This is a genomic window from Wolbachia endosymbiont of Encarsia formosa (assembly GCF_039540065.1).
GTDB lineage: Bacteria > Pseudomonadota > Alphaproteobacteria > Rickettsiales > Anaplasmataceae > Wolbachia.
This window is the reverse complement of record NZ_CP154278.1, coordinates 1,215,798-1,240,520: the sequence shown is the minus strand read 5'-3', so window position 1 is coordinate 1,240,520 and position 24,723 is coordinate 1,215,798. Positions and strand designations below refer to the sequence as shown.

General features: G+C 32.6%; 20 protein-coding genes and 2 pseudogenes. 10 read left to right on the top strand and 12 right to left on the bottom strand.

Going from position 1 to position 24,723, the window contains the following annotated elements:
- Positions 1-326 precede the first annotated feature (326 nt).
- Positions 327-1,064, top strand: a complete 738-nt coding sequence (locus AAE962_RS06675) for a glutamine synthetase (RefSeq protein WP_343289053.1) — start codon at positions 327-329, stop codon at positions 1,062-1,064.
- A gap of 3 nt (positions 1,065-1,067) precedes the next feature.
- Here the strand turns inward: AAE962_RS06675 and AAE962_RS06670 are convergent, their stop codons facing one another.
- A complete protein-coding gene (locus tag AAE962_RS06670) occupies positions 1,068-1,796 on the bottom strand; it encodes a hypothetical protein (protein WP_343289052.1) in 729 nt (242 codons plus the stop codon).
- Positions 1,797-1,948: 152 nt separating this feature from the next.
- Between AAE962_RS06670 and AAE962_RS06665 the strand changes: the two are divergent.
- From AAE962_RS06665 to ubiA, 5 genes and pseudogenes are all read left to right on the top strand, one after another.
- Positions 1,949-5,032: pseudogene (locus tag AAE962_RS06665) on the top strand (efflux RND transporter permease subunit).
- An 87-nt stretch (positions 5,033-5,119) separates the two neighbouring features.
- A complete protein-coding gene (gene nusA / locus AAE962_RS06660) occupies positions 5,120-6,673 on the top strand; it encodes a transcription termination factor NusA (RefSeq protein WP_343289051.1) in 1,554 nt (517 codons plus the stop codon).
- A gap of 7 nt (positions 6,674-6,680) precedes the next feature.
- Complete coding sequence (gene infB / locus AAE962_RS06655; protein ID WP_343289050.1) at positions 6,681-9,002, top strand: translation initiation factor IF-2; 2,322 nt, start codon at positions 6,681-6,683, stop codon at positions 9,000-9,002.
- A gap of 9 nt (positions 9,003-9,011) precedes the next feature.
- The gene (locus AAE962_RS06650; RefSeq protein WP_343289049.1) at positions 9,012-9,362 is read left to right on the top strand and encodes a ribosome-binding factor A; all 351 of its coding nucleotides are present in this window, start codon (positions 9,012-9,014) and stop codon (positions 9,360-9,362) included.
- A 3-nt stretch (positions 9,363-9,365) separates the two neighbouring features.
- On the top strand, positions 9,366-10,253 hold the full coding sequence (ubiA, locus tag AAE962_RS06645) for a 4-hydroxybenzoate octaprenyltransferase (RefSeq protein WP_343289048.1): 888 nt from the start codon (positions 9,366-9,368) through the stop codon (positions 10,251-10,253).
- A gap of 497 nt (positions 10,254-10,750) precedes the next feature.
- On the opposite strand, the gene AAE962_RS06640 is transcribed toward ubiA, so the two are convergent.
- The 6 genes from AAE962_RS06640 to AAE962_RS06615 form a co-directional block, all read right to left on the bottom strand.
- A complete protein-coding gene (locus AAE962_RS06640) occupies positions 10,751-11,320 on the bottom strand; it encodes a latrotoxin-related protein (protein WP_343289047.1) in 570 nt (189 codons plus the stop codon).
- A gap of 87 nt (positions 11,321-11,407) precedes the next feature.
- Complete coding sequence (locus AAE962_RS06635) at positions 11,408-11,959, bottom strand: ankyrin repeat domain-containing protein (RefSeq protein ID WP_343289597.1); 552 nt, start codon at positions 11,957-11,959, stop codon at positions 11,408-11,410.
- Positions 11,960-12,403: 444 nt separating this feature from the next.
- Positions 12,404-12,967 (bottom strand): hypothetical protein, encoded by a 564-nt coding sequence (locus AAE962_RS06630; protein WP_343289046.1) that lies wholly within the window; start codon positions 12,965-12,967, stop codon positions 12,404-12,406.
- A gap of 6 nt (positions 12,968-12,973) precedes the next feature.
- Positions 12,974-13,633, bottom strand: a complete 660-nt coding sequence (locus AAE962_RS06625; RefSeq protein WP_343289045.1) for an ankyrin repeat domain-containing protein — start codon at positions 13,631-13,633, stop codon at positions 12,974-12,976.
- A 6-nt stretch (positions 13,634-13,639) separates the two neighbouring features.
- Positions 13,640-13,789, bottom strand: a complete 150-nt coding sequence (locus AAE962_RS06620; protein ID WP_343289044.1) for a hypothetical protein — start codon at positions 13,787-13,789, stop codon at positions 13,640-13,642.
- Between the two features lie 120 nt (positions 13,790-13,909).
- Complete coding sequence (locus tag AAE962_RS06615) at positions 13,910-14,890, bottom strand: IS481 family transposase (protein ID WP_343289043.1); 981 nt, start codon at positions 14,888-14,890, stop codon at positions 13,910-13,912.
- Between the two features lie 59 nt (positions 14,891-14,949).
- On the opposite strand from AAE962_RS06615, the gene AAE962_RS06610 reads away from it, so the two are divergent.
- Positions 14,950-16,275 (top strand): DUF2339 domain-containing protein, encoded by a 1,326-nt coding sequence (locus AAE962_RS06610; protein WP_343289596.1) that lies wholly within the window; start codon positions 14,950-14,952, stop codon positions 16,273-16,275.
- A gap of 221 nt (positions 16,276-16,496) precedes the next feature.
- Here AAE962_RS06610 and AAE962_RS06605 read toward each other — a convergent pair.
- Positions 16,497-16,958 (bottom strand): annotated as a pseudogene (locus AAE962_RS06605) (WPE palindromic element domain-containing protein); the annotation flags it as partial.
- Positions 16,959-17,608: 650 nt separating this feature from the next.
- Here AAE962_RS06605 and AAE962_RS06600 point away from each other — a divergent pair.
- Together AAE962_RS06600 and AAE962_RS06595 are read left to right on the top strand one after the other, a co-directional pair.
- Entirely contained in the window at positions 17,609-18,001 is a 393-nt protein-coding gene (locus AAE962_RS06600) for a hypothetical protein (protein ID WP_343289042.1), read from the top strand.
- A 44-nt stretch (positions 18,002-18,045) separates the two neighbouring features.
- The gene (locus AAE962_RS06595) at positions 18,046-18,354 is read left to right on the top strand and encodes a hypothetical protein (RefSeq protein WP_343289041.1); all 309 of its coding nucleotides are present in this window, start codon (positions 18,046-18,048) and stop codon (positions 18,352-18,354) included.
- Between the two features lie 214 nt (positions 18,355-18,568).
- On the opposite strand, the gene radC is transcribed toward AAE962_RS06595, so the two are convergent.
- Complete coding sequence (radC, locus tag AAE962_RS06590; RefSeq protein WP_343289040.1) at positions 18,569-19,249, bottom strand: RadC family protein; 681 nt, start codon at positions 19,247-19,249, stop codon at positions 18,569-18,571.
- A gap of 661 nt (positions 19,250-19,910) precedes the next feature.
- On the opposite strand from radC, the gene AAE962_RS06585 reads away from it, so the two are divergent.
- On the top strand, positions 19,911-21,017 hold the full coding sequence (locus AAE962_RS06585) for a D-alanyl-D-alanine carboxypeptidase family protein (protein ID WP_343289595.1): 1,107 nt from the start codon (positions 19,911-19,913) through the stop codon (positions 21,015-21,017).
- Positions 21,018-21,049: 32 nt separating this feature from the next.
- On the opposite strand, the gene rmuC is transcribed toward AAE962_RS06585, so the two are convergent.
- The 3 genes from rmuC to AAE962_RS06570 form a co-directional block, all read right to left on the bottom strand.
- The gene (gene rmuC / locus AAE962_RS06580; RefSeq protein WP_343289039.1) at positions 21,050-22,390 is read right to left on the bottom strand and encodes a DNA recombination protein RmuC; all 1,341 of its coding nucleotides are present in this window, start codon (positions 22,388-22,390) and stop codon (positions 21,050-21,052) included.
- A gap of 262 nt (positions 22,391-22,652) precedes the next feature.
- Positions 22,653-23,813 carry a porin gene (locus AAE962_RS06575; RefSeq protein ID WP_343289038.1) on the bottom strand — a complete coding sequence of 387 codons (1,161 nt, stop codon included), beginning with the start codon at positions 23,811-23,813 and terminating at the stop codon, positions 22,653-22,655.
- A 100-nt stretch (positions 23,814-23,913) separates the two neighbouring features.
- Positions 23,914-24,717: a hypothetical protein gene (locus AAE962_RS06570; protein ID WP_343289037.1), complete on the bottom strand. Its 804-nt coding sequence runs from the start codon at positions 24,715-24,717 to the stop codon at positions 23,914-23,916.
- Positions 24,718-24,723: the final 6 nt, after the last annotated feature.

The following is a 24,723-nucleotide window of genomic DNA, read 5'->3' as shown; positions in this document are numbered from 1 at the left end:
ATACCACACCAAGAAAGAACAATAATCAGAAAGATGCAAGATAATCAATAGCTTACTGTAAGATAAAAATCTAACACTACTTAATACATAACTAAAATTATGAGGATTTTTTGACGAGTTGTAAAGAGTATAAAAGCACTAAAATTGATCATTTTTTTGAAATAAAAACAATCAATTTGTAAATGTCGCTTGTACCGAGGATTAGAAGTATGTTATGAAAAAATAGTAATATATTATGTATAAATAAGATATTAAATTTACTGATAAATAAGTAAAGTACTTGTATAAATATAGCTGATTTAATATAAATTTATTGAAGTAAATTTGTGATTATATTAAGTAATTTGAGTCATAATACTGTATTCGGTATTGAAATGGAGTTTTACACTGAGGGAATAAAAAAAGAATATTTATTTCTGAATAGCATCAAAAATAAAATAGCTTCTCTTGGATTTTTTTGTGAGAAAGAGAGTTCTTTAAACCAATATGAAATAAAAAGTGACTGTTATACGAGCTCTGATAATTTAATTATGCATTTTGAGTTGGCAAAACAATTACTGATTGGAACAGCACAAGAGTGCGATGGTAATGTTTCTTTTAAAGCAAAACCTTATTTGGATAGAGCAGGCAGCGCACTAAATGTACATGTTAGCCTCATGGATTCAAATAATAATAACTTATTTTATAGCAATAAGCAAAAATATAGTGACCACCTGATTCACAGCATAGGTGGATTATGTGCAATGATGAAAAAACATATGTTGTTTTTTGCTCCAAATGATGATTCATATTTAAGATTTCAGTACCCAGATATTCATACTCCAACGACGATTAGTTGGGGAGTGAATAACAGAACTGCTGCAATAAGAATCCCCTATTTTGGCAACGATTCCAAAAGATGCCGCCTAGAGCACCGTGTTCCTGGAGCAGATTGTAACCTTGAAAAAGTACTCACAGCAATAATTGAAGGTATAGTTTTTGGTATAGAGAACAAAATTGCTCCGCCAAATAGAGTGTATGGCATTGCATCTGATCCTCAATATAAGATGGAGAGTTTGATATAGCAACTACCTGTTAAACCCTAACCCATTAAACTCCTTTGAGGTAATTGGCCATTCTAGCACTTTCCTCACATCATTATTTACATTCCGATACCGTAATAGCAAGTCTGCAGCAGATAGTTTCTGCGTACTTTTAGACTTAGGCCCTATATTGGGAAGGTTGCTTGGTGGCTGCTCAGGAAGTGGATTACCAAATACATCCATGTGTTCAGGAAGAGATTTCATCTTATTCTTTACAGAGCTAGAGCTATTTTGTGTAAGAGTTTTATCATCTGGCATGCCAAGAATAATTTTCTCAGGCACTACCATAGTTTTTGTATAATCAACAGGATTGCTATTTTCAGCATCTATAGTCACATGAATTGGTTCGCCAAACGCATTTATCGGCCCACCAAGTGATCCTTTCTCCATGCGTTCTTGTGCTCTTTTCCTTATTATTTCTTCTTCTAACTCAGTTTCAGTTCTTTTTGGTTCTTTTACGGTATCTTTTTCTTCACCTTCATCAACACTGCTATACCCTTCATCTTCTGACATATCATCAGTTTTAACAGACTTAGGTCTTGCTTTATTAAGCAATGAAAGTAATGCGTAAGTAACTGCAACAGCAGTAACTATAATGGCTATCTTTGCAGCAATGTGAATCACTGTTAAAAATACTAAAGTTGATGAAACACCAACCAACCCAGATACGATCACTTTATTCTTGCCTTCTGTCACACTTAGAACTGCTACCATAATAATCCCTCAAATACCATACTAAAGTTATATTATATAGAAGTTTTCTTATGCTTACAAAACTGTAAAAATTTTAATCATTTACATAAAGCTATATAACGATTAATTAATATATAATTTATATTAGATATAATATGATGTAAATACGTATAATGTCCAGAATGAAAAGATTAATTATAGAGAGGAATAGAACAGTAATATTATTGCTTATCGTGATTTTTACCTTCGGCTCATACACTTATATAAAAATGCCAAGAGAAAGCAATCCTGATGTACAGATTCCTATAATTAGCGTATTTGTCGGGTTTCCTGGTATTTCTGTCGAGGATAGTGAAAAGTTATTAGCTATTCCAATAGAAAATGAACTAAGGTCCATTGAGGGCGTGAGAGAGCTAAAGGCACTTGCAACTAATGACGGTGCTCACATGATAATTAAGTTTGGTACAGAATATGATAACAAAGAAGTACTTGATAACGTCCGTTCAAAGCTTTTAAACATAAAATCAAAATTACCTATTGAAGCAGAATCTCCGATAATCAATGAAATAAACTTGAGCTTATTTCCGATACTAAACGTTTGCTTGATTGGTAATTTGCCGGAAAGAGCTTTAACTGAAATAGCACTCAAACTAAAGAAAGAAATAGAATCTCTGCCAAATGTTCTTAAAGTTGAAGTGTCAGGTATACGTAAAGAAACAGTTGAAGTTATAATTGAGCCCACAGTTCTAACAAAATATAACATTCAATCAAATGAGATATTTCAAGCTATATCAAACAACAACAGATTGGTAGGAGCAGGATCACTAGAAAACGATACAGGTAAATATTCGATTAAAATATCAGGGTTATTAAAAGACATAGAAGATATTATGAATATTCCTATTAGATCTCAAAGTGATGCAGTTTTGAGAATCAAAGATATAGCAAAAGTATACCTTGAGTTTGAAGATCACCAAGGATTTGCTCGTATTAATGGACTACCTAGCATTGTACTAGAAATTTCAAAACGTAATGGAAAAAACATAATAGACACGGTAAATCAAGTAAAATACTTAATGGACAAAGCAAAAGATCAATTACCTGAAAATTTAAAAGTAGTTTATTTGAATGACCAGTCAAAAAATGTACGTGATGTGCTTGAAGACTTGGAAAATGGTATAATATTTGCCGTATTACTAATACTAACCATAATAATGCTCTTTATGGGAACAAGGGCTGCTATTCTTGTTGCACTATCAATACCTGGCTCCTTTCTCATAGGAATAATGGCTCTTTACCTAATGGATATTACTCTAAATATAGTTGTGCTCTTCAGTCTAATTATGGCAGTTGGGATGCTGGTTGATGATGCAATTGTAATCAGCTAATATGCTGATAGAAAGATGATTTGTGGCATGGATAAAGTAGAAGCCTTTTGCACCTCAGTTCATGATATGTTCTATCCAGTTTTATCATCAACATTGACTAAATTAGCAGTGTTTTTCCCTCTGTTACTCTGGCCCGATACAGTCGGTAAATTTATGCAATACATACCAATTACAATAATTCTAACTTTAACTGGATCGCTAATTATGGCTTTGGTTTTTATACCAACACTTGGTGCAATATTTGGTAAACCTTCCATAACTTCAAAAAAAGAAATAATAAGAATGAGTGCTATAGAAAGTGGTGAGATAAAAAATACTGGGCTTATAATAAGAACTTATGTACGTATGTTAGAGAAAGTCTTAGATCACCCCAAAAAATTTGTATGTGTTGTTGTGTTTGTTTTATTTTTGTCTAGTATATTATATTTTACTTTTGGTCCTGGATTAAAGTTCTTTCCGAATGTAGATTCAGATAACATTTTAATCAGCGTTAAAGTAAAAGAAAGCTTATCAGCCAAAGAACGAGATTTGATACTTAAGAAAGTAGAAGAACGCATTTTGGGTGTTGAAAAAGAAATTCATGTTTTTTATGCTAGATCAGGAGCATTTTAAGATAATGTCATTGCCAAAATTCAATTAGAACTTGTAGATTGGCGCTGCAGGCGCAAAGCTAAGCACATATTAAACGATATAAGGAGCAGTGTACAAAACATGAAAGGAGTAATAATTGATGTACAGGAACAAAAGTCAGGACCATCAACTGACAAGCCAATACAAATTAACTTAAGCGGAAGTGCATCCAACTTGAATTCAGTAGTAGAGAAAATTCTAAAAATTATGAACCAACCTTCATCTGGGTTTATAAATATTCAAGACAGTATATCAGCACCTGAAATAGAGTGGAACATGAATGTTGATAAGAGTAAGGCCACAAGCTCTGGAATAAGTGTTGCAACCATTGGCGATTTTATAAAGATGGCTACAAACGGAGTATTAATTGGAAAATATAGACCAAACAATACAGATGAAGAAATTGATATTGTACTACGCTTTCCTAGAAAGAATCGCAGCATGAAAACTATAGATAACCTTTTTATTAATACAGCAAATGGAACATCTTCTATGAGTAGCATGGTAAAATACGTTCCCCAAAAAAAGGCAAATAAACTAAGTAGAATTGATGGATCACGGACGGTAACAATCTCTGATGACTTTGATACTGGCTATCTTGTTGATGAAAGAGTTAAGTTCATTCAAAATTCGATTACTCAAGGCTGGGATAAAGGAGTAAAGATTGATTTCAAAGGTGACAAGGAAGATCAACAAAAATCAGGAGCATTTTTATTAAAGGCTTTTATATTAGCAATTACATTGATGATATTGGTGCTAGTGGCACAATTTAACAACATATACTATACATTTATCGTAATGACAGCAGTGTTTTTATCAACAACATGTGTATTTTTCATTTTCTTTCTTATTCAGAAAGTTTTTGTAGTTGTCATGTGTGGAGTGGGGATAATTGCTTTAGCAGGAATTATAGTGAATAATAATATACTATTGCTTGATGCCTTTCATCAGCAAATTAAGATGCGTAAAAATAACATTAAGCAATGTATAATAAACGCTTCAATTTCTCGCATCAGGCCAATACTACTTACCGTTGCAACTACAGTTCTTGGTTTAATACCAATGATTACCAGATTAAATATTAATTTTTTTACGTTGCAAATCAAATATGATGCTCCATCAAGACAGTGGTGGGTTGATATTTCAGCAACCATAGCAAGTGGAGTATTGGCTGCAACAATTTTAACCTTATTCTTTACTCCTGCGCTGCTCGCCATACAAAAATATGAAAAAGCTTGACTTAAATTAGCAACTATTTAACATTTAAGATAGCGTTCTTTACCTGTTGAAGCTATAATTATAACTAATTAAATTGGATTTATTTATATGATTGCTAATCGTAAAAGCAGTGTTAAGAAGAAAAGCAACAAGAATAACATAGTTGGAAGCCTTGATGTAATAAAAACAGCGGGAGAGCTCTCACTTCAAAAAGGTTTAGATTTTAATATTATAATAAATGCACTTAAAAGTGCTATCGAAGCAGTGGCTCAACAAAAGTATGGTAGCAAAAGTAAAATTGTAGTTAATATCGATAGAAATACAGGCAAAGTTACCTCATATAGACAACTAAAAGTCATTAATGATGAATCAAATGAAAATGAGTGTGACTTAATTAAGTTGACACAAGCTAAGTTAATAAAAGAAGATGCAAAAGTTGGAGATACTATTAGTGAGTTGATTTCTCTTAACACTGATCTTGTTTCAGCAAGAATTGCCCAGCAAAAGATTTCTGAAATAATCAAAGATGAAGAGTTAAAAAAGCAATATGAAGAATTTAAAGATAAGGTAGGAGAAATGAGGTATGGCATCGTTAAACAAGTAGAATATTCAGATCTTATTATAGATATAAACGGAATTGGAGCATACCTCCCTTTACGAAACTTAATTGGTGGTGAGTCATTTCGTGAAGGCGATAAGGTTAAAGCTTACATACAGGCTGTTAAGCGCTCTGACGATGGACGTCAAATCATTCTTTCTAGGGCTCATGAAGGCTTTTTAGAGGCATTGTTGAATCAAGAAGTACCAGAAGTTGCTGACGGATTGATAACAATTAAGGGTATAGCTAGAGACGCTGGTTCAAGATCTAAAGTTGCTGTTTTTTCATCTGATAAGAATATCGATCCAGTAGGTGCTTGCGTTGGAGTTAAAGGAGATAGAATAAAAACTATTATACACGAATTAAACGGTGAAAAAATCGACGTCATACATTACTCATCAGATTTGGGTCAATTTGTTATTAAAGCCATTACTCCTGCAGAAGTATCAAAGGTCATTATTGACGAAAATGAAAATTGTATAGAGTTAATAGTTGCTGAAGATCAATTGAGTTTAGCTATAGGAAAAAAGGGTCAGAATGTAAGATTAGCTTCAGAGCTTGTTGGATGGAAAATTGAGATATTAAGCACTCAACAAGAATCAGAAAGAAGAAATAAAGAATTTAGTCAATGTTCAGTTTTATTTGCTGAAGCTTTAAATTTAGAAGAGATTATGGGCCAATTATTGGTAACAGAAGGTTTTTCAAGTGTAGAAGATATATCTAACACTTCAATTAAGGAACTTGCTTCAATAGAGGGCTTCAATGAAGATATTGCAAATGAACTTCATAATAGAGCAAACAATTACCTGAGAGCAGAGAATGATAGAAAAATAGAAGAGCTAAAAAATTTAGGTATGGAAGACGATGTAATCAACTTAGCCTTATCAATAGATAATAAAATTACTCTTAGTAAACATAATATTAAAACTTTAGAGGACATAGCAGATTTATCAAATTATGAGTTTTATAGCATACTCTCTTCCTCAACTAATAATAAAAATAATCTAAAAGATACAGCAGATTTAATAATCATAGAAGCACGTAAAAAGCTTGGATTAATATAAAAACAATATGAATAATGAAGATATCAGTAATAAAAAATTAACCCTACAAGGCTTAAGCAAGCTTAAATTAGACATTAATTTAAACTCTTTAGATAGTCAAAGTACTGGTACTACAATAGTAAAAAAAAGAAGAAAAATTCATTCTGCAGAAGAATATAGTTTATTTGACGAGAGTAAATCAGGCTCTTTAACTAAAAAAGAACAAATTTCCCGCATTAATGCTGTACAGAATGCTACTTTGCTGAAAGAAAGGAATCAGAGAGAACAAGAAGAGAAAATAAAAAAAGAAGAAAGCAATCAAGAAGCTGAAGATAAAAATGAATCACACTCTGTACCTAAAGAAATAAATAAGGAAGTTTTAAGTAATACTAACTCAGTTGAACAAAAAGAAGATAGTATTGAATATGAGAACAATAATAAAAAGTCTTTTAAAGCTAGCAAAGATATATACTCTAAGCATTCTAAGCTAGTAATTACACAGGCAATAGATGAAAGAAATGAACACCTCCCTGTATTTAAGCAAAAATTTGGTATAAGAAGTAAACAATTAAAGTTTACTAAGGGTAAAAATATATCAAGAGAAGTTATTATACCAGACAAAATAACTATCAGGGAGTTATCTATTCGTATGGCAGAAGATAGCAAGAGTGTGATAAAAATGCTCAAAGAAGAAGTTGGGGAGAGCTATAGAGTAGATGATCTAGTAGATCCAGATATAGCATGCGAAATAGCAAAAAAATTTAATCATACGGCTAAACGAGTAAGTGATGCTGATAAAGAAAAGAATTTACTCTTCATAAGCAACAGAGAAAACTTACCTAAAAGACCAAAACCACCTATCGTTACTTTTATGGGACATGTGGATCATGGTAAAACATCATTGCTCGATGCATTTCGTGAATCTAATGTTGCAGAAAGAGAGTCAGGTGGAATCACTCAACATATAGGTGCTTATCAATTAACGACAAAAAATAAGCAAAAAATTACTTTCATTGATACACCAGGGCATGAGGCGTTTACTGCAATGCGTGCACGTGGTGCCAATATTACTAATATAGTTGTGATAGTAGTTGCAGCTGATGATGGAATCATGAAACAAACAGTTGAAGCAATAAACCATGCAAAAGCAGCAAATGTCTCTATTATAGTTGCCATTAATAAAATTGATAAATCACAACCTGGCGATGTAGAAAGAATAATTAATAGTTTGCCTCAGTATGACCTCATCCCCGAAGAACTTGGTGGTGATGTTATAATTGTGCCAATATCAGCAAAAAAGAAAATCAACTTAGATAAACTAGAAGAGGCAATTTTATTAATTGCTGAATTAATGACGCTAGAAGGAATAGAGGATTGTCGAGCACTTGGATGGGTAATAGAGTCCAAAATAGATAAAGCTAAAGGAATATCAGCTACATTAATAGTTGAAGAAGGGACATTAAAGATTGGTGACATATTGGTAGTTGGTACAACATACAGCAAAGTACGCATTATGGTTAATCACCTTGGTCAAAGAGAAAAAGCGGCACTACCTTCTACTACAGTTGAAGTTACTGGTTTAAATGGTGTACCAAATGCTGGAGATAAATTTGTTGTTGTAAACTCTGAAAGGCAGGCTCGTGAAATTGTTGAATACAGGTTAGAATTAATCAAGAAAAAGCAAGAAGATTTAGACGACAGTAATTTAGATATATTAAGTCGTAATGATAGTGAAACAGAAGAACTATCTGTAGTTTTAAAGTGCGATGTCACTGGTTCTATTGAAGCAATATCAAGTTCAATTGATAAGCTTGGTAAAGACCAAGTGAAATTAAATATTCTACACAAAGCAGTAGGAGGAGTAACAGATTCAGATGTGCTTCTTGCAGAAGCATCAAGCGCAGTAATTTTAGCTTTTAATGTAAAAGTGGATTCAAAAATAAGAGAATTAGCAAAACAAAAAGGTATAGAAATACATACTTACAATATAATATATGAGCTTATTGAAGACATGAGGATGTATCTAACTAAAATGTTAAAGCCTGTTACACGAGAGGTTCGTGTTGGTTCTGCATCTGTAAGGCAAATATTTAATTCATCCAAAGCCGGTAATATCATCGGATGTTATGTCACTGATGGAGTTATAAAAAAAGATTCTCTAATTAAGGTAGTACGTGGCAGCAAATTGGTGCATGAAGGAAAGTTAAAAGCACTACGTAGATTTAAAGATGACGTTAAAGAAGTAGGTGTAAACTTTGAATGCGGAATATCGCTAGAGGGTAATATCGATATTAAAGTTGGAGATATTTTGAAAGCTTATCAATTAGTGCAAGAAGAAAGGACGTTATAGTAGTTGAATATGAAAAAGGAAATTAGAAACCTAAAAGTAGCATCGGTATTACATAGGGCAATATCAAAAGTCTTAATGGAAGGTAATGTTCTTAATGAAAAAGTAGTAGTATCTGATGTAAAGCTAAGCAAAGATTTGAAGAAAGCAGATGTATATATTGTGTTATCTTCATTAAACATCCAAAATGATAATGATGATATCAGCACTGTTGTTAATGAAATGAACCAATCTGCATGGTCAATACGTAAATCTATATTGTGTTATGTTGATTTGCGATTTATACCTGAGTTAGTTTTTAAGACTGATTTAGCATTCGATAATTTTGTAAATGTAAGCAAAATATTACATAATCACACTTAATTAATGTATTTCAACCATTATTTCTCATTAATGAGAATACACAGTTTAACAGGTTTATGGCTTGTGCTATTTTCTAGCTTAAGCGGCATTCTTTTATCCTCAACTTCTCTATCGTATCAAGCTCTTTTTCTTCTTGTTTTGTTTACTATAGGTGCATTTTTAATGAGACCCGCAGGGTGCATAATCAATGATATCTTCGATAGAGAAATAGATGCACATGTTGAACGAACAAAATATAGGCCACTTGCAAGTGGTGTATTAAACATAAAGCAGGCTTTGGCTTTACTTTCACTGTTACTGTCTATTGCCCTGGTAATCTTATTACTAACCAATAAAACTACTCTTATACTTGGAATAATTTCAATGTGCATGATAGTTATCTACCCCTTGCTAAAGCGTTACGTTTGGTGGCCACAATTGTTTTTAGGGTTTACTTTCAACATGGGATCACTCATGGGTTCAGCAGCAATAACAGACCAGATTAGCATAGAATCCTTGCTATTTTATATAGGATGCGTCTTTTGGACGCTTAGTTATGATACTATATACGCTCATCAAGATAAAAAAGATGATGAAAAATTAGGAATGAAATCTACTGCATTATATTTTGGCAATACAACAAAATCTTGGTTGAAAAGATTTTACTTAATATCCTTAATGGCATGGTTGTATGCTGGTATACTATCATCATTAAATAACATCTTTTATATTGCTTTACTTGCTATAGGATTCATATTTTACCACCAACACAAAAATTTCAATCCAGACGATTCTAATCAATGCATGTCCATATTTAAAAATAATTCCCAGATAGGACTCTTGCTCTTTTTCGGTATCCTTTTAGATAGAATTCTAAATTCTACTTTTGTATCCGTTCAGATGCATGGCTAATGTGTAAATATCGAAGCAAAAATGTTGTCATTCCAGTTTCAAGTGCTGGGATGACAGAGAAAGCATCATATTGGAATGACAACATTTATTTCTATGGCTGTCTTTTCTACCTTATTTTGTCACCCTGCTGAACGGATTCTACTTTTTAGAACATATCTTGAAAGGAAATCAGGAAGATAATATGATAGGATCAGTAAAAAATATATCCAGGTGATGTAAGTGACAAAGAATGGAAATTTCTTGAGCCAAGAGTTGCACAAGATGTGGCCAAGAAAGCACAAAATAAGCAATTATTAATGTTATACAATACATAATGAAAGGTATTTGCCAGTAGAGCAAAAGATTTTCCTCTATGGAAGACAGTGTATGATTATTTTTTTAGGTGGCGTAATAGTCACACATTGCTTGAATGCATACAAAATAAAGGCTGGTGTGCCCATTGATGTTATAAGATCAAATTACCAACCTTTTACTAGATGAAATCAAAAAGCTAAGGATTAAGACTTACCTTGATTTATTAAACCTCTATCCTGAGTTAAATGGCCTTGAACAGAAGTATTACTTAAATAACTTTGAGGCTCTAAGTTTATTTGCTGTTCTTCAACTTCTAATGTACTATCTCTATTGTGTAATATCTGCTCTATTGATTGATTTACTATTAAATCTAGTCCTTTATTAAATACAATCATAAATTTGTTAAACTTCTTTGGAATTAACTTACCTGTTTCTCTATCGTGGCATGCTTGCTCTACATATGAGTTTGAAACCTTCGGAATCTCATCAAATTTACCACTTATGATTTTTGCAGCAACCTCTTTCTTCATTTCTACATAATCAATATTTAACCGGTGCATTGATATGCCACTTTTTAATCCAGCTTGCTCTACTACTTTCTCAAATTCCTCTATAATATTTAATGCATAGCCCTGTGCTTCCAATGGTGACACAGATTGATCTACTGTGGAAATGTATTTCTGACCTGTGATTTTGCTTATAAATACACCTAATAAAAGAAGTATACCATCCGTATTAATACCTTGAACTGTAATAGCTTTAGAAGGTTGCATACCTATAGCTGCCTTAAAAGGAGAAGAAATAAACTGAAAAACACCTTTAACAGTATCTACTGTAGTGTAAGCAAAAATATTGATCCATTAAGATGGCTTGCTTGCTCCGCTTGTAAGTCCTATTTTATCATTTTGCAATGAATTTTCATCTTCTTTTACAATACTACGGCGATTATGTACACCTATTGATAGAGAACTGCCTTCCTCTTGTGAGTATCGATGACGCCTATGTCTTATAAAATGTTGTGTAGTTTCTTCATTTTTCCTTATTCTTTCCTCTAGAAGGTTTAGTATTTCTGAGCTGTTTTCTTTACTAAGCGTATTTGCTACGGTTAAAGCTCCTCTAGCATCAACATCATTCTCTTCATCAAGAATGAACTTAAATATATTTAAATTGCCATAAGCAGCTGAAAAGTGCAAAGATGTCCAACCATCTTTATCTTTAGCGTTAACGTCAGCATGTTTACTTATAAGAAATTTAGCTACTTCTAAATGACTGCTTTTAACAGCCCAATGCAAAGGAGTATTGCCATTATTGTTCTTAGCATTAACATTAGCACCCTTATTGAGAAGATCTGCAACTAGATTAGCATCTCCACTACGTACAGCAGCAAATAATTCATTATCATCACTAGAAATGATTTAACCCTCCATATAAAACCATCTAATTTAATTAGGCAAAAACAAGGTATTCAATCTCAAATAAGAAAAAATACCCTTTTCTAAATAAAACAGCTACCTAGTAATATAAAGAAAAATATCTTCACTATCATATTTATTATACATAAAAAACTAATAGCTCAATATACTTTTCACAAAATACTCCATCTCTAAAACTTGTCAATCCCTATTTAGAAGTTTTTTTTGATAATCTTTAATGAAAGTTCTCAACGAATTAATACTAACTTAATAGTATATATTACTAATAACTTAGACAACACAATCACTTCCGCAACCAAAACCAGCTATTGTAAGAAGATTTTATTTTGAGATCGTATGTTCTACCGCTTGATTCGTGCGAACTTTTGTTTGTATGAATTCATTATTTTATTTCTTGGCTTAACATACTTTTCTGAACATTTCTCAGCATTTCGTTGCTTTGTCTCTTTTTCCATTTCCTGATTCAATATTTACACATGAAATTTTTCTCCGAGGATGCTTTGATGGTGGTTCATATCCAGAAGGTCCTGGCTGTGATTTTGATAAATCTTCTGTTGCCTCAAATTTTCGCTTCTTTACTTGATAAGATTCATCTGTTTCTTGACAGGTACTATAAGAAATAAGGTTTGATTCCACTTTATCAAGCATTTCCTTACTACTATAACTTATCACAGTTTCAAGACATATCTTCTTGAATTCCTCAGAAGAAGATGCATGGCTCCCAGTTATATGGTAAATCATTTTATGATTGTAAGCTGCTAACATTGCATATTGTTCTTCTGGCGATCCTGCTCTATCCAATAGAAACTCCAATACTTCAATATCAACTTCAGCGGCAGCTTCTCTAAATGCTTCATAATTATTAGCCTCCAACATTGCATGTCGTTCTTCTGGTGGTCCTGCTCTATCCAATAAAAATTCCAACACTTTAATATCAACGTGAACAGCATTTACCCTAAATGCTTCATAATTATTAGCCGCCAACATTGCATGTCATTCTTCTGGTGATCCTGCTTTATTTAATAGCAGCTCCAACACTTCAATATTCCCTTCACTGGTAGCTATTCTGAACGCCTGACAATTATTAGCCACCAACATTGCATGTCGTTCTTCTGGTGATCCTGCTCTATCCAGTAAAAACTCCAATGCTTTAATATTACTTTCAGCAGCAGTTTCTCTAAATGCTTCATAATTATTAGCCGCCAACATTGCGTGTTGTTCTTTTGGTAATTTTGCTCTATCCAGCAGCAGCTCCAACACTTCAATATTACCATTACCGGCAGCTACTCTAAATGCTTCATAATTATTAGCTGCCAATATTTTACTCTGTACATCAAGTAATTTCGCTTTGTCCAATAGAAACTTCAACGTTTTAATATTACCATTGTCAGCAGCAGCCCTAAATGCTTCATAATTATTAGCTGCCAACATTTTATGCTGTACATCTAGTAATTTTGCTCTGTCCAACAGAAACTCCAATACTTTAATATTACTTTCAGCAGCAGCTTCTCTAAATGCTTCATAATTCTTCATTGCTAACATTTCATGTAGCTCTTCTGGTAATTCTGCTCTATTCAGCAGAAGCTCTAATACTTCAGCATTATCATTACCGGCAGCTTCTCTAAATGCTTCATAATCATTAACTGCCAACATTTTATTCTACACACCTAGTAATTTCGCCCTGTCCAATAGAAATTTCAACGTTTCAATATTACCTTCAGCAGCAGCTTCTCTAAATGCTTTATAATTATCATCCGCCATTAACATTTTATATTGAATATTTTTCTGTGATTGTTGTGTTTCATTCATAAATTACGTCTAACCTATAGATACATTATGCAGCATAAATAATTAATATTCTTTAACTGTGTGATTCATAGAGGTTATTGCAACTAATTTGTCAGATCAAGTCTGAACTTGAAATACCTGTTAAGAGGTTTTATATTTTTGAAGTGACTTTAACTCTTGGTTATGTTTGTAATTTTGCATGACAAATGTTTCTTTTGATGAGATATAATTTTTTTGTATTTCACTTAGACAAGGAATTGTTTTTTCCAGTTCTTTATATTTTTCCCAAGGAGTCTTTCCCTGAAGAGAGCTATGAGGACGTTGTTTATTATAATATTCTTCCCAATCCCTAAGCTTGACTTGCAATTCATAATCCTTAATGTTAACGCTACTATAAAATTCATCTAAATCTGTACGCTGCGCTCTTTCTACTTTACCATTTAAATGTGGGAAAAACGGCTTAATTGGACGGAATTTTATTTTCCATTCTTTTAGACACTCTTGCACTTCGTAAGCAAAAAATTCTTGTCCTCTATCGGTCTGAATCCTTTTACAATGAAATGGAGCCCTTTCCCTTAATTGTTTTAGGAAATCCAGAGTATTTTTTGAAGTAAGCCTTGAGTATAATGCGATAACTTTATAACGCGTACAATCATCTATAGCAGTATATTGATAAAGCCCCGAAGATATTTTGCAAACATCCATTTGTACACGCTCTCCTGGCACTTTGCAGTTATAACGCTTAATCTGCTTGCGATAGTGGCGCTTAATACGTAAAAGACTTACATCGTGTTTCTTCAAAACTTTGTGTATAGTAGCCAATGCAAAAGAGATATCATGTAAACGCTTTAATTCAGCTTGAATACGTCTTGCTCCTAATTTTCTAGCTTTTCTCAGATGAAGAATGAGCTGTTCATTTGACTTGTTGATTTTTTGTAAGGGTAAAGTTTTAGGCCTGCTACTAAGGTTTGACAATCCCTGTTCACCTAGCTTTTCATAATGTTTGTACCATTTTCGTAAGGTAAAGCGTGAAATGTTATAGTGTTGACATACTTTGCCTGCATGACCTAATTTTTTGTATAATTCTATCCAATTCAGACGCAACTTAACTTTGTTATCCATTTACTGATTGCCTCTTGTTGATGAATTTATTCATATTATTGTAATAAGGTATTTAAACTATCACAAGTCAAAGTTTTTATTTTATCTTACATTTTTGCTGTAATAACCTCTATGAATCACACAGATACTATCTCATTCGTCATATTTTTCATGTCAATGAAAATGTCCTATTTGTTAAAGCTGTTTTTTTTGAACGTGGTATTATTACAAACGTCTTATTTCTATATGGATTAGCATGTTTATGGGTTGGAAGGCATTTTACAAGGCAAGCTGTATCTTTAAGCGGTATAGTTCTTTCTGTTATTGCAATGTTCCGCATTTGTTACTTTGACCTTATTATCTACAACCCATTGTGGTCATCGCAAGCTGTAGGTAAGTTTCTTATATTCAATGCTTTATTGCTCACTTATGGATTACCGATTGTGTGGACTTCAAAAATCATATCTCACATAAAAAAGGTAGAGTGGAAAAGATACAGCTATATCTTCATGTTACTGCTTTCTTTTGTATTAGTATCGCTAAATGTGTGGCAAATGTTTCATGGAGAGTATCCAAATAAATATGAAATAAGTAATTTTGAAATTTATGCTTACTCTATAATATGGCTAATTTTTGGTATCATTCTACTGCTTTTTGGTGCGCTACAACAAAATCAGTCTATTCGTATTGCATCGCTCGTGGTTATGATTCTAACAGTGGAAAAGTATTTCTCTATGACGCATCAGAGCTTACTGGACTGTTGCGTGTATTCTCTTTCTTTGGCCTTGGACTCAGTTGGTTTTATGCACAGTTTGTTTTCAGAAAGTGTGAAAAATAATAATCTCTTGAATATGGCTAAATATCAGATTACAACGCCTAGAAAAAATAAAGAGTCTATCGATATTTTATATGGGTACCACTCCACCACTTTTGGAAAAGCGCTTATTGGAGTTACTGCACAAAGCATCTGTAACATTTCTTTTTGTGATTTTGAAACTTCAGCTATTGGGATACTTGAAAAAGAATGGTCACAAGCCTGCCTAAAAGAAGATAGGCTAACAACAGAGAAAATTGTACATAATATTTTTGACATACAAATACCTGAGAGGTCATTTTCTTTGCTTGTTAAGGGAACAGATTTTCAAATTAAAGTTTGGCAAGCATTGCTCTCAATTCCTAAAGGTACAACAACGGCCTATGAAAATATTGCACATATCATTGATAAACCAAAAGCTGTACGCGCTACTGCAAATGCAATTGCCAATAACCCAATTTCCTACTTGATACCTTGCCATCGTGTTATTCGTAAATCTGGAGAAATTAATAAATACCGCTGGGGAATAGAACGTAAAAAGTCTATTCTTGCTTATGAACTCAACTTTATGCGGCATAACGTCGATCAATAAATCCAACTATCTTTATTTATTAATTTATATATGTTTTACATGCCAGTAAGTTTTGACCCTTCCATAGGTTGATTTAATTATGGTAGTTTAAATATTACAGCCACTCACCCCATAACTTCATTATCTTATTATTTCAAAAACATCTTGCATCTTAAAAAATTTAGCTTACCTTTAGCTCATTTAGGTAGCATTTCGCCCTTTTTTGGATGTAATGATTTTCTGGAAATTGTCTTCTTGAATTCTATGGTACTTTGTTTAACATTGACGCATGAGTCTGGAATCCAGTTTTTATTACACTGCAATTTGATGTACTCATTTGCAATTAAATTGTCTGGATCCCAGTGTCTGGGAACTGGGATGACAGAAGGTATATAAATATCCATTAGTAATAAATACATGACAAGCACTAAGGTCCAAAGCAACATAGACCCTTCTTTATTTCCCCAAACACCACAAATCTTATAGATCAAAGGTTTTGTTGTGTGTGAGTGGTAATATACGTTTTCAAGTGAGAAATAATTTTTAATGTGGCAGTAGATCAAAATAGCCATTGATGCTGACACACAAAAAAATATGGCAGAGGAGACGAATCGGTAAGAACTAAACGGTATAAACAAATACGTTAAAGATAACAAACAGGCTACCAATAACAATATATTCCCAAATTCAGGTATAAGATTCATATAATGATATTACTAATAATAAATTGGGAGTTAAAGTTTTAATATAGGAACAAAGCTAATCTTCAATTATATTAATAGTAAGTAAAAATTAAGCATTAAGCTTTTATACTTTATATTATATAACATTAATATTGTGAGGTAATATTATGGGCACAACTAAGATTAGTAAATTTCTATTCAATATAAAAGGTAAAGTGGCAAAACAACATGCTGAACCAATAATTGAAAAAAATCTCTATACTATTTTAGGATTCAAAGATATATAAGATTTTGAAAATAAAACAAGTAAGCTTGCTAATAAAAAAGTTTGGCAATCATTTGTTGACTGCTTTGCAAAAGAAATAGATTATGCAGCAACTGAAAAAGTTGTAAAAAACATCGTTTGTAACATTGCAAAGAGTGATCAAGGTGATGCTTTTACCAAAACTGAACATCTGATATTAAATGAAAAACAAGATAATAAAAAGAGAGAAAGAGCGATTAAAAAAGCTACTAGTATTTTAAAAAAAATCAATCCAGAAAAAGCCTTCAATGAACTTTCAGTAATAAAAAAACAAGCCGAAGATTTTTTACAAACCGATTTTTATAAGGCGCAGAGCAAACCACTGCCAGGATTTGCTACATCTGGTGCGCAGCTTTTTGCGGAAACTTTGAAATATATAGAAACACTAGAAAAATTATCAGAAGTTAAAAAGGAAGATTTAACTAAGAGTTTCCTATTAAATTATATTAGTTCACTGAACAAAAAGTATCCTAAATCACAAGGTAAAAGGGAAGATGCTATACGAATACTATCAAGCGATGAGTTAAAAAATTTTTATAATCAAGGTGTAGAGGAAGGAATACTACAACCGCTGGCATCCTATAAAGAATGCAGAAATCTGTATGATAAAATGAGCCAGATAAAAAATCATGCTGTTGAAAAAAAAGAACAGAAAGAAAGCTTAAGGGAAATCAGTAAGTCAACAATCAGCATAATTAATGACATAAAAAACATAGAGAATCAATTCTTAACTGTAAAGATTTTCAAAGTTCTTACATAAAAGAGAAAAAAGAACATCCATTTAGAGGCAACGCATGTCAAAAAATGATTGATATATATCAAGAGAGAATTGCTGGATATCAGGAAAAAATTCGTCAAAACCTAAACCAAATAAGAGCAATATTAAAATATACTCCGCAAGATGTGGAAGAATTCGAAGAAATAATCAATTGCGCACATGAAGCAGAGCAGTATGATGAAATTTTTGATTCGGCTTTAATTTGTTTACCGAACATACAGAATAAGCTAGATATTCAACCAGAAAATCCCCTAACAGAACTCAGAGCTTCACAAATTAACTTTGAAATTGAGCTAACTAGGCTCTGTGAACAAAATATTAGAGTAAGCATGTGAGTGCTTCAACAAAATTCAAAAAACCAACAAAGACCTCATAAGTCTTATCAAAACAGGAGATTTCTAATAGTGGCAAATACCATGTATTTCTTTCAATTTGCCACTACCTAAATCACACATTGTCTTCCAGAAGGAAAATTTTTGTTCCACTGGCAACCACCTCATGTATAGCTTTACTTCCATAATAAGAAAAATGGCAAAAGTAATTTTAGATCTACTCTAATAAAAGCCTATTTTCCTTGAAACTAAAATAGCTACTAAACGTGATAATAATATGATCTATTAATTCTATTCCTATGCTTTTGCAAGCTTCTGCAAGCTGTCTGGTGAGAAACATATCGCTACTTGAAGGTTGTATATCTCCACTTGGGTGATTGTGGGATATTACAATCGATGTTGAGCCAATCAAAAGAGCGCGCTTTATGATCTCTCTAACATAAAGCGGAGTTTGATCTATTGTACCAAAGTTTTGTAGATCTTCTGCTATTAGACGATATCTTTTATTCATATAGATAACGCGAAAATTTTCTTTATTAAGGCTTCCTATACTTGCTTTTAAATAATCAAGCAATTTTTTCCAATTATTGATTATAGGTAAGTCCTTTATTTCTTCTCGCGCAGAACGAACAAAAGCCTGTTTCACACAAAATATAGCAGATATGGCTGCATTATTAACTCCTTCAATATTCTGCAGTGCTTCTAAATCGGCATTAAAAACTTTATTTAAACTTCCCAAATTTTCTATCAAACTCTTTGCTACTGGCTTTACATCGATTCTACTATATGCTGAATATAAAATGTGTTCTAAAATCTCATAATCAAGCAATGATTGTCCGTTATCTAAAATAATTCTCTCTCTTAGGCGCTTTCTATGACCTTTTTTGTAATCTTTCATTATTCATGAATTGCTTATCTCTTATAATAAGAAATTAAATTTTTAAGTAAAATATTTAATAAAACACATGAAGCATAATTGTAAATTTTTGAAGACAGCAAATGGTGTCATGAAAGTAGCTGACACTGTCCTCCATCCAAGAGGGTGTCATTCCAGTGCTTGACACTGGAATCTAGCCTTTCTGAAATCTCACCGAAAATGTTGCAACCACTTTCTATGCTAGTTTGCTTGCTCATAAGCTAAACTTTCCTGGATTCCAGTGTCAAGCACTGGGATGACACCTCAAATATTAATAAATTTACCAAGCGAAAAAAAGGCAAAAAAATCCCCGTGTAACGAGTTTTGACCCTATAATAATGTAAATTGGCGCTGTAATAATGTGCTAACGCTTAAAATAAGCGCGTTTTGGCTGAATGTAGAAAAAATAAAAAAGACATGCAGCCGCTATAATTTTTATGTAATTTGCCAATAAATATCTGAGTTTTTTACTGAATTTTTGTTGTTGAACCCGCGCGGATCGAAAACAAGGATAAATACTCTTATTGTTATAATAAGGGGGCTGGCGCAGTTTGTCAAGGAAGTTTTATGCAAGAGATCTATTGAAATGCTCGTGCAAAATCATACTATTAGTTTAGCACATTATAAATTTAAAATTATAAATATGTTAAGCAAATTAGTAACTTTGCTATTAATTTTTATACTCCCTTTTAATTCGTACTCATATCAGTTTAGAACTAAAGCAAAGCAAGCAGTTGTTTTAGATTTAGCTTCAGACTCTTTCATTTTTGACCATAATTCCAGTGAAAAAATGGCCCCATCTTCAATGAGCAAGTTAATGACTTTATATGTGGCCTTCGATTATCTAAAAGCTGGAATAATAAAAATGGAAGATAAATTTCGAGTAAGTAGAAAAGCATGGGAAAGGAAAGGCTCTTCTATGTTTTTGAAAGAAGGTCAATTTGTTACTTTAAAAGAACTGCTTGAAGGAATTACAATTGCCTCAGGTAATGATGCATGCATAGTGCTAGCCGAGGGTATCGCAGGATCAGAAGAGAATTTTGTTGCTGAAATGAATGAAGTTGCACAAGATTTGAATCTTAATGATAGTCATTTTGTTAACTCAAGTGGATGGCCAGATGAAAACCATTTTATGAGCGCAAAAGACTTGGTAACACTGGCAAAAAGAATTTTCACCGATTTTCCTGAATACTATGATCTATTCTCTGAACAATATTTGACATATAACGATATTGTACAAAAAAATAAAAATCTTTTACTTTTCCATGATATTGGAGTTGATGGTCTAAAGACAGGTCATACGAGTGCTGGTGGTTATGGAATTATAGTATCTGCAAAACGGAACGATAGGAGAATTTTTGCTGTTGTGAATGGTTTGGACACCGAGAAAGAGCGAATAGAGGAAGCAAAAAGACTAATACAATATTCCTTAAATCATTTTAATACCCAGAAAATATTTGCTAAGGATAGCGTAGTTGAAGAAATAAATATTGTTTATGGAAAAGATAAAAAGGTGCCCGTTACAGTTGCAAACGATGTTACCATAACTTATAACCGCAGATTACATGATAAAATTAAAGTGCGTATTGAGTATAAAGATATGGTACCCGCACCAATTAAAAAAGGTCAAGAAGTGGGCAAAATTTTTGTAGAAATACCTGGTACTGAGCAAAAAACTATACCTGTTTATGCAGCAAATGATGTGCAGGAATTGAGCTATATAAAAAAAATTTTTAGAAAGTTGTTTTAATCAGCAAATGTAAGTTAAGGAGACCTGAAATACTAATCTACTTTCAACCTCTCAGCATGTAAACTGCGTGGTAAAGATTCCAACTCTTTTGCAGCAGTGAGTTCTTTATTTTTTGCATGTATACCAAGCTTATTGAATTCTCGGGCAGCAGGAAACACTCTTACCTCAAGCGAACCAGCAGTTTTATTGTAATGATCAACAGCACTTTTTAAGCTTCTGCGTAAATTATCAAAATTTTCGCCCATTGTGCAGATTCGCTCATATAAAATATGGCCTAGTTCACTTATTTTCTTTGCATTTTCAGCTATCATCTCTTGCTTCCATCCATAGGCTACTGCCCTAAGTAGCGCAATTAAAGTGATTGGTGTTGCAATAATTACTTTTTTTTCTATTCCAATTTCTATCAAAGCTGGTTCACATTCTAGTGCTGCGCTGAAAACCCCTTCTCCTGTTAAAAAAAGCACCACAAACTCTGGCGTATTTTCAAATTGGTTCCAATATTCCTTTCTGCCTAGATCATTTATATGTTTTTTTATTGCCAGAGAATGATTCTTCAATTTTTCCTTTTGTATCTGTAAATCATTTTGCGACATAGCATCCATGTAAGAATCAAGTGGTACTTTAGCATCTATTATTATTTGCTTTCCTGATGGCATTTTTACTATTAAATCAGGACGCAACAAATTGTCCTCGTTTTTATCAATCACTGAGGCTTGAGTAAAAAAATCGCAATATTCAATCATTCCCGCCATCTCTATCACTCTTTTGAGCTGCATTTCACCCCACTTACCTCTAATGTGAGGTTTCCTCAAGGCGTTAGCAAGGCTAGAAGTTTGGTTCATTAATGCTCCAATTTGCTCCCTTAAACCTTCGTAGGCCCCTACCCTCTCTTTCTCTAGCTCACGTATTTCACTGTCGAATTTTTCTAATTTTTCTTTTATTGGAGTGATAACTTCGTTGATCGTTGCTTGCCTTTTTTTGAAGTCACTTTCTGTTTCTTTTAGCTTATTATCGATCACTTCTTTTGCTAAGTTCAGAAAATTATTATTGTTTACCTGAAGAGCATCAAGAGAAAGTGCTTTAAAAGTGTTCGTAAGCCTCTCCTCTGCTTTTGTTAGTAATTCTATTTCCTTTTTCTTTTCTTCACGCTCTTTTTGAAGAATTACTTCAAGTTCTGCGTTCCTCACTTTCAAATCAACTATTTCCTTATTTTTATCTACTAAAGACTGTTTTGCATCTTGAAGTTCATGTTCTACTTTAAGTAAATTCTTCTCAAGATTCTCACTAAATTTTCTGTTCTTTCTTACAACAATATAGAGAAATAGTAGTAAAAAAAGGAAATTCAATACAAAAGCTATAGAATTGAAAAGCATCAGAACACAGAAAAAACCGCACTCACAATACTATCTAATTTTTTTATATATAAAAAAGAAAAAAAAGCACCTGAAGAGATGTGCTTACTGAAGGGCTTGGTTTGCTAATTAATAACCGTTTTCTTCTACACTTGGATTAGTAACAGAATGTCTTTTTATTGAAAATCTTATGTAATAGTTATTTTTATAATATCAAATAGCACATATATTAACAACTCAATTTTACTCTCATTACTACAATACTTACATACCAGTTACTTCACTAAAAACTTAGCTTCAATCCGGCCAAAAGCACATACCCGTAGTTGTTATCTTTTACTACAGGTTCCTGAGTACTAAATTTTATAATATCGAAGTAGTATGAAGTTCCAAGAGCTAATGGATATTCAAGACTGAAAGCCTGTGATGTGAATTCGTTTGTACCTTTACCTGCAATATACCTAACACTATTAAAATATGTTAAGCTCACTTTACGAGAATCAGAATGATAAGCAACACCTGCATTTACATAATGCATATTATTTGTTTCAGGACTACGCTTCTCACCAGATTTACCGCCATTACCGTACGAAAAAATGCAATCAAGTTCAAAAAGTTTTAGCTTCAATCCAAAATTCCAGTGTAGTAATTGATTACGGCATTCATAATTTTGAGAAGTACCATCCGAGCAGTCAGTTAAATTTTCCCTTGCAAACTCACCAGCCAAGGCAGTAGTAAAACTTATATCATCTGATAGGCCATTTTCATACGAAAGACCAGAGGCTATTAGATTGTTATATTGTAAATTATTTTTACCTGGAACATAACTAAATCCAAGTTGAAAGTTATAGATTTTAGGAGAGATATAGTTTAACGTTGGTTGTTTTAACTTTAGTTCTAGTCTATTATAGTCGCTATAAATATTAGGCTTGACCCAAAATACCTTATCCTTATCATACCCAGAACCATCATCTTTTTTTTTATTACCGCGCAAATTTGCATAATCTGTCCAATGACCATTTATTCCTCCAGCAGCTGTGTAAATTTTTGAAGTGTTAACTAACATACTCTGACTAACTAAACTTCCTTTACCATATTCAACTGATCCAAACTCCTGGTTCTTTATGATAAAATAGCACTTCTCCATTTCTAATTTTTCTATGTCTAATTCTTTTAGGTTTGCAATAGCAGAAACTCCTGCCTTAACATTAAACCCCATTTGCGTATTGGGATAAACTTGCTGCAAATAAAGAAAGCGCAGGTCTGAATAACTTGAGGTCTTGTCTTTTGTAGAGCTAAAAGAATCTCTGTTGAAAGCGTAGCCAAATCTTAAATCTATTTTTCCATCTAGTTCTGCATAAAACATCTCCTTATCCAGAATTACCCTAGCATTGACACTCTCTACCACGAATAATAATGAAAATAGTTTGATCAGTAACCTCATAGTTAAGCTTAAATTTTTAATATAAGCTTAATAGAGATAAAAAACAATTCTTATATTGTGTAGAACTTAGATACTACAAACCAATTAATGACAAAAGCGTTTAAGCATTCTTCACACTATGTTTTTGAATTATATTTCCATAAATAATTGATATACTTGGTAACTTTCGCTTTAGTAACTGCTTATTAATGGTAGAATATATACGACTAATTATTTTAGATGTGTTCTTTGCATCACAGTTAATCAAAATAAAAAGCACCTTATTCTCATCAATAAATCCTAGAAAATCATCACTACGGCAATTTTTATAAAAATGCTCTGTGATCATACTCAATGCATCGTTTATCTCATTAAATTTATTATTGAAGCATATTATTCCTATAACTGCATTAATTTGATATTCAAAGGCAAAATCCAATATGACATATAACTCCAAAATCGTTGAATCATTGTCTGGTATATCAAACAAGTTGTGTTTTTTATATTTCTTACCCATCAGATATTTATCCCTAAACATTGCTAGCTTATGAAACAGGCTAATGTCACGTATCAATAGCTCATAATTAATCTTGCTATTAGTAAATTGCGTTGTGCGAAAAACTTTTACCTTTGTTTTTATATCTTCTCCTTTAGCGTCGATTAAAGAAAAGCCTATCACTTTTGGCAATATATCTGGCAAATCGCGCCCATCTTCAGTATACTCCAAATAGCTTTTCATATCTTCAGCTGCTCTTTTACTTAAAATATTGATTAACGGCTTATTAAGTAAATTCTCTTCCTCACATTTTAATAAATTCCTTGCAGCTTGATTGAGTCCCAAGATTAATACGTTCTTTTTCTCATTATCCTGACAAACAGATATCACAGCATCATCTTTCCTTCTTGCAGTTATAAAATCTTCCATATCTTC

Coding starts and splice junctions, on each gene's coding strand:
- AAE962_RS06630 (WP_343289046.1), bottom strand. CDS start 12,967: ATGTTGGCGGCTAATAATTATGAAGCATTTAGGGTAAATGCTGTTCAC.
- AAE962_RS06650 (WP_343289049.1), top strand. CDS start 9,012: ATGAAAAAGGAAATTAGAAACCTAAAAGTAGCATCGGTATTACATAGG.
- AAE962_RS06575 (WP_343289038.1), bottom strand. CDS start 23,813: ATGAGGTTACTGATCAAACTATTTTCATTATTATTCGTGGTAGAGAGT.
- ubiA (WP_343289048.1), top strand. CDS start 9,366: ATGTATTTCAACCATTATTTCTCATTAATGAGAATACACAGTTTAACA.
- AAE962_RS06620 (WP_343289044.1), bottom strand. CDS start 13,789: ATGAATGAAACACAACAATCACAGAAAAATATTCAATATAAAATGTTA.
- AAE962_RS06570 (WP_343289037.1), bottom strand. CDS start 24,717: ATGGAAGATTTTATAACTGCAAGAAGGAAAGATGATGCTGTGATATCT.
- AAE962_RS06625 (WP_343289045.1), bottom strand. CDS start 13,633: ATGTTGGCAGTTAATGATTATGAAGCATTTAGAGAAGCTGCCGGTAAT.
- AAE962_RS06640 (WP_343289047.1), bottom strand. CDS start 11,320: ATGCAACCTTCTAAAGCTATTACAGTTCAAGGTATTAATACGGATGGT.
- nusA (WP_343289051.1), top strand. CDS start 5,120: ATGATTGCTAATCGTAAAAGCAGTGTTAAGAAGAAAAGCAACAAGAAT.
- AAE962_RS06615 (WP_343289043.1), bottom strand. CDS start 14,890: ATGGATAACAAAGTTAAGTTGCGTCTGAATTGGATAGAATTATACAAA.
- AAE962_RS06595 (WP_343289041.1), top strand. CDS start 18,046: ATGATTGATATATATCAAGAGAGAATTGCTGGATATCAGGAAAAAATT.
- infB (WP_343289050.1), top strand. CDS start 6,681: ATGAATAATGAAGATATCAGTAATAAAAAATTAACCCTACAAGGCTTA.
- rmuC (WP_343289039.1), bottom strand. CDS start 22,390: ATGCTTTTCAATTCTATAGCTTTTGTATTGAATTTCCTTTTTTTACTA.
- radC (WP_343289040.1), bottom strand. CDS start 19,249: ATGAAAGATTACAAAAAAGGTCATAGAAAGCGCCTAAGAGAGAGAATT.
- AAE962_RS06585 (WP_343289595.1), top strand. CDS start 19,911: ATGTTAAGCAAATTAGTAACTTTGCTATTAATTTTTATACTCCCTTTT.
- AAE962_RS06670 (WP_343289052.1), bottom strand. CDS start 1,796: ATGGTAGCAGTTCTAAGTGTGACAGAAGGCAAGAATAAAGTGATCGTA.